This window comes from Vulcaniibacterium gelatinicum (assembly GCF_008033445.1).
Taxonomy (GTDB): domain Bacteria; phylum Pseudomonadota; class Gammaproteobacteria; order Xanthomonadales; family Xanthomonadaceae; genus Vulcaniibacterium_B; species Vulcaniibacterium_B gelatinicum.
Window position 1 is genome coordinate 1 of record NZ_VNKO01000029.1, and the last position, 9,971, is coordinate 9,971.

Here is a 9,971-nt window from a genome sequence, read left to right on the forward strand (position 1 = left end):
GACGGGGTCTGCGACTCATCAAAAGCTCCTTGAACTCGGCGATCATGATCGCCTCAGGGAGCAGGAAGTCCACCTATCCGGCTGTCCAGATTTCCGGGGCCACCTCTCTTTGACGAAACCGCCATGTCCCGCCCACCTTGAAGGCCGGAATTTCCCCGTGCGCGGCGAGCCGGTAGAGCGTCCGCTTGCCGACTTTCAAGTAGGCAGCCAACTCGTCGAGTGTGCAGATCGCCTGCTGGCGCGCTGTCATACCACCCCCACAAGTTCCGCCTTCGTACAGCCCCAATCGAGGATTTTTTTCAAGACTTTGCAAGGTATTGCGCCTAATATGCAAAAGTCAAGAGTCAACATCCCGCGATCTGCTGGGCGATTGATGTGACTCAAATTTCCAGAGAGGGTGTGCTGGGGCAGTCCGATCCGGCGATAGGTAAAGGTTTGATCGGGAGCCTACAAGTGCTGCGGGCAGCCGCAGCCAAACGCCGATCCTCACGTTGTAACCGAGCGCCCGCAGCCCCTTGCTCGTCCGCATGTTTCTTGGCGGAAACTCGTCTGGACGCGCCCAGCCGACGATTTCATCGAGTCTGCTCGGACTATCGCAACCCGACGCCGACCCAGCCGAGATTTTTCACGAAGCAAAACGGCCACTTGGTACGGGCGGGCACCCTCAAGAACAGTGCTTTGCTAACGAACCTCATATGCGGACGCGGGTTCGGTTCCCTGTTCCGCCACCAACACCCAAGGGCCAACCGGAACGGTTGGCCCTTTTTCTCGCAGGTGCGAATCAACGTGCTCGCACCGCCCAGCCAGCCGACAAAGCCTCCGCCTGCGCGAGCACCGTCTGCACGGCGGCGTCCTGGAGGTCCGGAGGGTAGCCATACTTGCGCAGGATGCGCTTGACCAGCACCCGCATTCGAGCGCGCGCCGATTCACGATGCGCCCAATCGACCGAGACGTTCTCCTTTAGACTCACCAGCAGTTCGTGGGCGATCACGCGCAGCTTCTCGTCGCCCATCACCTGCACGGCGGATTCGTTCTCCGCGAGTGCGTCGTAGAAGGCAATCTCTTCGTCCGACAAGCCGGACTCTTCCCCGCGCCGCCGGGCGGCGCGGATGTCCTTGGCGAGCTGGATCAGCTCCTGCAGCACCTCGGCCGTCGTGATCGCGTTGGCGTGGTAGCGCGCGACCGCCTCCTCCAGCCGCTCCGAAAACGCACGGGTCTGCACGACGTTGGCCTTGGCGCGTGAGCGGATGCCGTCGTTGAGGAGCTTGCGCAGGGCTTCCAGCGCCAGGTTCTTCTTCTCCATCTGCTGCACTTCGGCCAGGAACTCGTCGGACAGGATGGAGATGTCCGGGCTCTTGATGCCTGCGGCCGCCAGGATGTCCACGATCTCGGTCGAGACCACCGCGCGGCTGACGATCTGCTGGATCGCAAGCTCCCGATCCTGGGCGGAGGTGCCTGCGCCTACGCTCGACTTGACCAGCGCTGCGCGAATGGCCTGGAAGAAGCCCACCTCTTCGCGGATATTCCGCGCCTCATCGCTGGATGCCGCCAGCGCGAACGCCTTGGACAGCGCCAGCACGGCGTCCTGGTAGCGCCGGTGCGCCGCCTTCTTGCCCTCGGGCGTCCTTTCCTGGGCGGCCCACTGTTGCTGCCTCTCCAGAATCCACTCGATGGCGCCAGCCATCATCGCAAGACGCGCTTGCGGCGAACCGTTCAAGGCCGAAAGGTAGTCGAAGCCGTGGAACATGTCGCGCACGACCTCGTACTTCTCCATCATGACCGCAATCGCCTCGGCCTCGTCGATACCGGTGTTCTCGCGGTCGCGCGGTGAGTATTGGGCCAGCGCGTTCTTCAGGTTCTGCGCAATGCCGATGTAGTCCACGATCAGCCCGGCCGGCTTGTCGCGGAACACGCGGTTGACGCGCGCGATGGCCTGCATCAGGCCGTGGCCGCGCATCGGCTTGTCCACGTACATCGTATGCATGCAGGGCGCGTCGAAGCCGGTCAGCCACATGTCGCGCACGATCACGAGCTTGAGCGGGTCCTTCGGGTCGCGGGCGCGCTTGGCAAGCAGATCCCGCCGCGCCTTGTTGCCGATGTGCTTCTGCCAGTCGGCCGGATCGGAGGCCGCGCCCGTCATCACGATCTTGACGCTGCCGGCGTGGTCGTCATCGCTGTGCCATCCGGGACGCAGCTTCACGATCTCGTCGTAGAGCTTGACGCAGATGCGCCGGCTCATGCAGACGATCATCGCCTTGCCGTCCAGGGCCGCCACCCGATCCTCGAAGTGGCGGACGATGTCCTCCGCGACCAACCTCAAGCGCTTGTCCGCGCCGACCAGGGCCTCCACCGTGGCCCACTTCTGCTTCGTGCGTTCGCGGGCGGACTCTTCCTCGCCTTCCAGGATCTCCTCGATCTCCGCGTCGAGCTTGGGTTTTTCGTCCTCGGCCAGCTCGATGCGCGCCAGGCGCGACTCGTAGTAGATCGGCACCGTGGCGCCGTCTTCCACCGCGCGGCTGATGTCGTAGATGTCGATGTAGTGGCCGAACACCGCCGGGGTGTTCACGTCGTCGGCCTCGATGGGCGTGCCGGTGAAGCCGATGAACGAGGCGTTCGGCAGGGCATCGCGCATGTACTTGGCGAAGCCGTAGGAAATCTCGCCGGTCCTGGCGTCCACCTTGGCCTTGAAACCGTACTGGCTGCGGTGCGCCTCGTCGGCGATGACCACGACATTGCGCCGCAAGGTGAGCGGCCCCTCGACCTCGCCGAACTTCTGCAACGTGGTGAAGATCACCCCGCCCGACGCTCGGTTGAGCAGTTCCTTCAAGTGCTCGCGCCCCTCGGCCTGCACCGGCGTCTGGCGGATCAGGTCGCGGCACATCGAGAAGGTGGCGAAGAGCTGATCGTCCAGGTCGTTGCGGTCGGTCAGCACGACCAGCGTCGGGTTTTCCATCGCAGGATGCTTGACCAAGAGGCCGGCGTAGAAGGCCATCAACAGGCTCTTGCCCGAACCCTGCGTGTGCCAGATCACGCCGGCACGCCGATCGCCGGGGCGCTGGCTCTTGACCGAGGGCAGGCCGTAGTCGGCCGGGTCCTCCTTCGCGACATGGGCAGGCGGCATGGCACGCACGGTCTGCTCCACCGCCTTCTTCACCGCGTGGAACTGGTGGTAGCCGGCGATGATCTTGACGAGGCTGGCTCCCGTCTCGCCGAACACCGTGAAGTCGCGCAGCAGGTCCAGCAGGCGCCGAGGCTCGAACACGCCGGCGATCAGCGTCTCCAGCTCCGGCGCTCCCTTGGGCGCCACCTCCCGGCCGTCGGTGGTGCGCCACGGCATGAAGCGTTCGAGATCGGCCGAGAGCGAGCCCACCCGCGCCACGAGTCCATCGGACGCCACCAGCAGCGCGTTCGTCTGGAAGAGCTGCGGAATCTGCTGCTTGTAGGTCTGCAACTGATTGAACGCGGCCACGACGGTGGCCTGGTGGTCTCCCGGCGCCTTGAGCTCGATCACCGCGAGCGGCAGGCCGTTGACGAACAGCACCACATCGGGCCGCCGCTGATACTGTCCGTTGATGACCACGAACTGGTTCACCGCCAGCCAGTCGTTGTTGGCCGGGTCATCGAAGTCGATCAGCCGCGCCTTGCCGGCGGTGAGCACGCCATCGTCCGCGTAGTACTCCACATCCACGCCTTCGGTCAGCAGACGATGGAGCCGGCGGTTCTCTTCCAGAAGGTTCGGCAGCTCGGACTGCGTCACGCGCCGGATCGCGTCGTGCCGGGCTTCAGCAGGCAGCGAGGGGTTCAGGCGGGCCACCGCTTGCTCAAAGCGCCGCTTCAGCACCACCTCGTCGTGGCTCTCGCGCTCGGGGCGATGCCCGTCGGGGCCGATGTTCTCCTCGCGTTCGATGCTGTAGCCGAGCGCGCGCAGCTGATCCAGCAGGGCGTTTTCGACCTCGGCTTCCGACAGAAAGGCCATCCTTCAAGCTCCGGCCGGTGTTGGCAGCGCCAACATGTTCTCGATCAGGCGGATCATCACGTCCTTGTTCTTGGCGTCCGATTCCGCCACCAGCAGCGCCAGCGCCGCCAGCCCCACGTCGTTGATGACGGGCTCGCCGTTGCGCAGCAGGCGCCCGTTGCGCGCCAGAAAGTCCACGAACAAAAAGGCCCCGGTACGCTTGTTGCCGTCGGAAAACGGGTGGTTCTTGATGACGAAGTACAGCAGATGCGCCGCCTTGGTTTCGATGCTGGGGTAGGCTGGTTCGCCAAACACCGTCTGCTCCAGGTTGCCCAGAATGGCGGCGAAGGCGTCGCCGCGCTCGCGCCCGAACAGATCGGACGCTTCCCCGCGCGCCATCAGATCGGCTTTGAGCCGCGCGATCGCCGCGCGGGCTTCGTCCAGGGCGGGCAGCACCCCGCCCGGGCTGCCTGCCGGGGCGGTGAGCAAGCCTTCGTCGTAGCGTTGTAGCCACAAAAACGTTTGCGTGTAGCGGGCGATCACGTCCACCAGCCCGCGGCCCTGCTCGGCGGTCAGCGTCTCGCCTGCCGCGGCCTTTCTCACCAGCGCCAACGCAGCTTCCAGTTCGGCGGCGTTTTGCTCGAAGCGCTGCCGGTCCAGGCTGTAGCCCTGGGTCAGATGCTCGCGCAGCACCCGCGTGGCCCATTGGCGGAAGCGCGTACCTTGCTGCGACTTGACGCGGTAGCCGACCGAAATGATGACGTCCAGGTTGTAGTACTCGACCTGGTAGGTTTTGCCGTCAGCGGCAGTATGTGCAAATTTTGCACACACTGCCCCGCGCTCCAGTTCGCCTTCCGCGAACACATTGCGGATGTGCTTGGTCACGACCGAGCGCTCGCGGCCAAACAGCGCGGCCATCTGCTCCTGGGTCAGCCAGACGGTCTCGCGGTCCAACCGCACCTCGACCCGCGCTTCCGCGCTGTCGTAGATGATGACGTCGGCGGCAGGGTTCATCGGCTTTCCTCCCTGAAATGGATCGTGAATGCGCTGGACTCAACGACAAGCGCATCGTGCTTGCTCATGCCGCGACGCGCTCCAGGAAGGTTTCGGCATCCTTCACCCGCAGTTCGCCGGAAATGAGCTTGGGCAGCAGGGTGTCGCGCAGGGTGGCGAGGGCGCGGGACTCGTGAATGCGGCACATGATCTGTTCGATGAATGGTCGAACCAGGCCCGCGAATGCTGCCGCTAGGCGCTCCGGCGGCAACACAACCTCGTAGCGTGCCATGTCCTCCCAGCTTGTCCGCGGCATCTTCGTTCCGGACGACCCGGCATTTGTGTACTCGACGAACGCGACGCTCGAAACGTGGCCGAGAACGAAGCCGAACCACTCGTCCGAGCGGGGCGTTACTACAACGATGTCGGTAGAGCAAACCCCATCGATCGGTGCCACTCCAACCTTGTGGAAGTAAGGTCGAAGCTTCCCAAACAAGATCTCGCCCTTTTTGAAGCGGAATTTGTTGCTCTCGAGTCCGTCCGCCATGCCCCACTCCGGAAGAGCAATACATCGCCTAGGCATATGTTCGAGAGCGATGTATGGCGTATCTGGTGCTATCTGTCCCGGCTGAACACTGCGACGGTTATGCTCCGCCACATCGCCGATCGTTCCCACCCCCCACCCCTTCGGAATCTCGCCGAGTTCGGAGTCGACGAGGCGGTCGGGGAAAAGGTCGTAGAGGTGGGCGGGCAGGCCGGGCAGGGTCTCGCCGCGGCGCCAGCGGCCCTCCATCTTGGCGCGCACGGGCTCGAAGTCCACGAACCATGCCTTGAACAGCGCCCGCGCCATCGCCTCCAGCGTCTCGCTCATCCGCCGGTTCAGCTCGATCTTGTCGTCCAGCGCGCCGAGGATGTGGGCGATGGCGCGTTGTTCGGACAAGGGTGGAAGCAACACTTTCAGATGGTCGAGCGCTTCGGATGGCACGCGCTGGCGGCCGGATGTACCCGTCATCTGGCTGATCGCATACCCACTGACGCCTTCCCACTTCGTCAGGTAGTAGGCGTAGTCCGTATCACTAACACCATCTCGGCCACGAATCACGATGAACTCTGTCGACCCGTGGCCGATCTCACCCGGTAGTCCAGCGAAACGGGCGATCTTCCCATTCTCAAGACAAGGCGTAATTCGGGCCATTAGCGTGTCGCCGACCACGAAGCGAGAACCGCCACCGTCGAACTGCCGCTGCTCGCTCGCATACGCTGAACGTGAGCCTGCGCTGACCGCTCCCATGTCGACAAACGGGTAAGTCGCGCCACGGGTAAGCTGGACCCGTGGGTTCACCGTTACAGCCTGGCTGAAAGGTAGCTCGCGCCACTCACCCGCCATACCCCAGCTCCTTCAGGTTGGCCTCGATCGCGGCGTCCAGCCGGGCGGCTTCTTCGCGCTGTTGCCGCCACTGGGCGGATAGGCGCGCCATCTTTTCCTCGAAGGGCTCGCCGTCGTCTTCCTGCGCTGCCGCGCCCACATAGCGCCCGGGGGTGAGCACATGGCCGTGCTTGCGGATCTCGTCCAGCGTGGCGGATTTGCAGAAGCCGGGCACGTCTTGATACGCACCCGCCTCTTTTTCGCCGCGCCAGGCGTGGTAGGTGTCGGCGATCTTCTTGATTTCGGCGTCCGTGAGTTCGCGCCGGGTGCGGTCCACCAGCACGCCCATCTGGCGCGCGTCGATGAAGAGCACCTGCCCGCGGCGGTCGCGCAGGCCCTTGCCCGGGTTCTTGTTACGGGCCAGGAACCACAGGCAGGCGGGGATCTGCGTGGAGTAGAAGAGCTGCCCGGGCAGCGCCACCATGCAATCCACCACGTCGGCTTCGATCATGGCTTTGCGGATCTCGCCTTCGCCCGACTGCTGCGAGGACATGGAACCGTTGGCCAGCACCACGCCCGCGGTGCCGTTGGGCGCAAGGTGATGATGGATGTGTTGCAGCCAGGCGAAGTTGGCGTTGCCCACGGGCGGCACACCAAACTTCCAGCGCGCGTCCTCGCGCAGGCGGTCCCCGCCCCAATCGGAGATGTTGAACGGCGGGTTGGCGAGGATGTAATCGGCCTTGAGATCGCGCAGTTCGTCCTTGTGGAAGCTGCCTTCGTTGTTCCATCGGATGTCGGCGTCGATTCCGCGCACCGCCAGGTTCATCTTGCACAGTCGCCAGGTGGTGTAGTTGCTCTCCTGGCCGTAGATGGCGATGTCGCCCAGCCGCCCGCCGTGCTCCTCGACGAACTTTTCGCTCTGCACGAACATGCCACCCGAACCGCAGCAGGGGTCATACACCCGCCCGTGGTAAGGCTCCAGCATCTCCACCAGCACGCGAACCACCGAGCGCGGGGTGTAGAACTCGCCGCCCCGCTTGCCTTCGGCGCCGGCGAACTGGCCCAGGAAGTATTCGTACACCCGGCCCAGCAGGTCCTTGGCGCGGTGGGCTTCATCGCCCAGGCCGATGCGGGAGAACAGGTCGATCAGCTCGCCCAGCATCACCTTGTTGAGCGCCGGGCGGGCGTAGTCCTTGGGCAGCACGCCTTTGAGCGATTCGTTCTCCTTCTCGATGGCGCGCATGGCCTCGTCGATCAGAAGGCCGATCTCCGGCCGCTTGGCGTTGGCCTGCAAGTGCGACCAGCGCGCCTCTTTCGGCACCCAGAAGACGTTGTCGGCCAGGTACTCGTCGCGGTCTTCGGCCGCCTGCGGGTCTTCGGCCAGAAGTGCCTGGTGCCTGGCCTCGAAGGCGTCGGAGATGTACTTCAGGAAGATCAGGCCCAGCACGACGTGCTTGTAGTCGCTGGGCTCCATGTTGCCGCGCAGCTTGTCGGCGGCCTTGAAGAGCTCGGCCTCGAAGCCGAGGCTGGCGCCGTTGCCGTTGCTTTTGCTTTTGTTCGTGTCGCTCCGTGCCATGTATCAAAATCCCATGTGCGATGCGTGTCGGTCGTGGATGGCCCATACCTCAAGGCGAGCTTGGCGTTCTGCACGCCCTCAAGTGCCTAGCGGTCGGCGAGCCACAGGCGGTGCTGTTCCTGGCCCAGCGAGCAGTCTACCCCCAGCGTAGCGGCATGTTGCCGGTCACCACCATGCGCACGCGCAGCACGATGATCCGGCCATCGTGCCATGGCTACCCCGGCAAATCGTTCAACTGGTAGCTGGTCGAACGCCCGCCCGCGGCCGATTTGCGCAGCACGCCACGCGCCACCAGATCGTTGATATCGCGCAGGGCCGTGTCCGGAGAGCACTTGGCGATGGCCGCCCATTTGCTACTGGTGAGCTTGCCCTCGAAGCCGTCGAGCAGCCGGTTGAGCAGCTTCACCTGTCGCTCGTTCAGCGGCGTGGCCGCCCAGTGCTGCCAGAAGCGCGCCTTGGCAAGGACGGCGTCAAGCGTGTGGTGGGCTTGATCGACCGCACGGTGCAAGACAGCGAAGAACCAGGCCAGCCACTCGGTGACATCGAGCGTGCCCTTCTGGGTGCGCTCCAGGATCTCGTAGTACGCCTTGCGCTCACGCTGGATTTGGGCCGACAGGCTGTAGAAGCGCTGCGGGCTTCCATCGGCGCGCGCCAGCAGCAGATCGCCGATGGCGCGGGCGATCCGGCCGTTGCCGTCGTCGAACGGGTGGATGGTAACGAACCAGAGATGCCCGAGGCCGGCCTTGACGAGGGGCAGATCCGATGTGGATCCATTCACCCAGTCGAGCAAGCGATCCATCTCGGCCTGCAGCCGACCGGCAGGCGGCGCTTCAAAGTGCACCCGCTGGCGCCCGAGGGGACCGGAGACCACCTGCATCGGGCCGTGGGCATCGTCACGCCAGGTGCCCACCTTGATCTTGGTGAGCCCCGAGTAGCCGGTGGGGAACAGCGCTGCGTGCCAGCCGAACAACCGCTCGCACGTGACCGGTGCGCCGCAGTTGGCGGTGGCGTCCAGCACCATCTCGACCACACCCTCGACGTGCCGATCCACCGGAGCCAGGGCGCCGATGTCTACCCCTAGGCGGCGGGCGATGCTCGAACGCACGGATTCGGTGTCCAGCCGCTCGCCCTCGATCTCGCTGGTCTTGACCACGTCCTCGGTGAGGGCCGCCAGGCTCGCTTGGTCGCGCAACGCCAAGCCAACGTCGGCCAGCCGGCCCAACAACACCCCCTGGGCACGACTGACCGCCACTATCGGCTGCGCCAGCACAGCGAGGTCGTAGCGCCAGTTCGGCCAATCGGGGGCCTGCCAGATGTAGTGGTAACCGCCGCTTTTCATGCGGAGATTATGGCTCGGAATCTCCGCGCCGGCAAGTTATTCACCGTATAACATGCGGTGAATGTCCCCTTGTTCGCCGCAGGATGGGGCGAGGAAGGCGCGCTTCGGCAGTTGCCGGCGTTGGCACCCTCGCTCTGGGCGCCAGCCGGCCCCGTCGACTGCTACGGCCGACACGGCGCGGGCCTGCGGGCGCCGTTCGCCGTACAGGAATGTTTTATTACAGACGTTCGCCCTCAAGCGCTTTGCTTGACTTTGCGAACTGAGAATCCAGCGGCGTGGATGCGCCGTGCTCCACCACCAATCACCCGAAACCCGACCGGTCACCGGGCCCGGAGCCGGGGCTGCTCCCGCTGCATCGCATCCTGGGCAGGCGGCTGTTCCGGTTGGCGGTGGTATGCGTCAACCGCCTGCACGGTGTCCTGCGGCACCGGCTGTGAATGAGCGTGGTGCAGTGGCGGTGTCTGCGGCCACCGGAGGGCGTGCTCCGCCATGGGCAGCGACAGCGCATGCCGCGACTCCACCGACACCATGCGCGGTGGTGCCGTCGCGTACCAGCGCTCCAGGCCCAGGAGCTTGCCCTGCGCGTCCAGCTCGACATGGGTGATGGCCAGGCCATGGCGTGCCGCTTCCACGGTGAGCGCGGCGGCCGCCTGCTCGCTGTGCGGGCCGTGGGCGATGCAGAGGTGGCCCCGGAAATCTGGACAGCCGGATAGGTGGACTTCCTGCTCCCTGAGGCGATCAT

Annotated in this window: 7 protein-coding genes; all 7 read right to left on the reverse strand. The window is 64.9% G+C overall.

Translation table 11 applies throughout. The features are described from left to right. Positions 1-73 precede the first annotated feature (73 nt). A complete protein-coding gene (locus tag FPV26_RS12375) occupies positions 74-250 on the reverse strand; it encodes a helix-turn-helix domain-containing protein (protein WP_147654181.1) in 177 nt (58 codons plus the stop codon). 531 nt (positions 251-781) lie between these two features. Further along, entirely contained in the window at positions 782-3,976 is a 3,195-nt protein-coding gene (locus FPV26_RS12380; RefSeq protein ID WP_147654182.1) for a type I restriction endonuclease subunit R, read from the reverse strand. 3 nt (positions 3,977-3,979) lie between these two features. Continuing rightward, positions 3,980-4,969 carry a virulence RhuM family protein/type II toxin-antitoxin system death-on-curing family toxin gene (locus FPV26_RS12385; protein WP_147654183.1) on the reverse strand — a complete coding sequence of 330 codons (990 nt, stop codon included), beginning with the start codon at positions 4,967-4,969 and terminating at the stop codon, positions 3,980-3,982. 64 nt (positions 4,970-5,033) lie between these two features. After that, positions 5,034-6,335 carry a restriction endonuclease subunit S gene (locus FPV26_RS12390; protein WP_147654184.1) on the reverse strand — a complete coding sequence of 434 codons (1,302 nt, stop codon included), beginning with the start codon at positions 6,333-6,335 and terminating at the stop codon, positions 5,034-5,036. Next, positions 6,325-7,890 (reverse strand): class I SAM-dependent DNA methyltransferase, encoded by a 1,566-nt coding sequence (locus tag FPV26_RS12395; RefSeq protein ID WP_147654185.1) that lies wholly within the window; start codon positions 7,888-7,890, stop codon positions 6,325-6,327. Before FPV26_RS12395 ends, FPV26_RS12390 begins: the two co-directional genes overlap by 11 nt. A gap of 214 nt (positions 7,891-8,104) precedes the next feature. Next, complete coding sequence (locus FPV26_RS12400) at positions 8,105-9,229, reverse strand: Fic family protein (protein WP_147654186.1); 1,125 nt, start codon at positions 9,227-9,229, stop codon at positions 8,105-8,107. Positions 9,230-9,549: 320 nt separating this feature from the next. Next, on the reverse strand, positions 9,550-9,971 hold a 422-nt coding region (locus tag FPV26_RS12715; RefSeq protein WP_181952661.1), incomplete at its 5' end, for an XVIPCD domain-containing protein.

Excerpts from the sequence above, each read along its gene's own strand:
- FPV26_RS12375 (WP_147654181.1), bottom strand. The coding sequence starts at position 250 with ATGACAGCGCGCCAGCAGGCGATCTGCACACTCGACGAGTTGGCTGCC.
- FPV26_RS12380 (WP_147654182.1), bottom strand. The coding sequence starts at position 3,976 with ATGGCCTTTCTGTCGGAAGCCGAGGTCGAAAACGCCCTGCTGGATCAG.
- FPV26_RS12385 (WP_147654183.1), bottom strand. The coding sequence starts at position 4,969 with ATGAACCCTGCCGCCGACGTCATCATCTACGACAGCGCGGAAGCGCGG.
- FPV26_RS12390 (WP_147654184.1), bottom strand. The coding sequence starts at position 6,335 with ATGGCGGGTGAGTGGCGCGAGCTACCTTTCAGCCAGGCTGTAACGGTG.
- FPV26_RS12395 (WP_147654185.1), bottom strand. The coding sequence starts at position 7,890 with ATGGCACGGAGCGACACGAACAAAAGCAAAAGCAACGGCAACGGCGCC.
- FPV26_RS12400 (WP_147654186.1), bottom strand. The coding sequence starts at position 9,229 with ATGAAAAGCGGCGGTTACCACTACATCTGGCAGGCCCCCGATTGGCCG.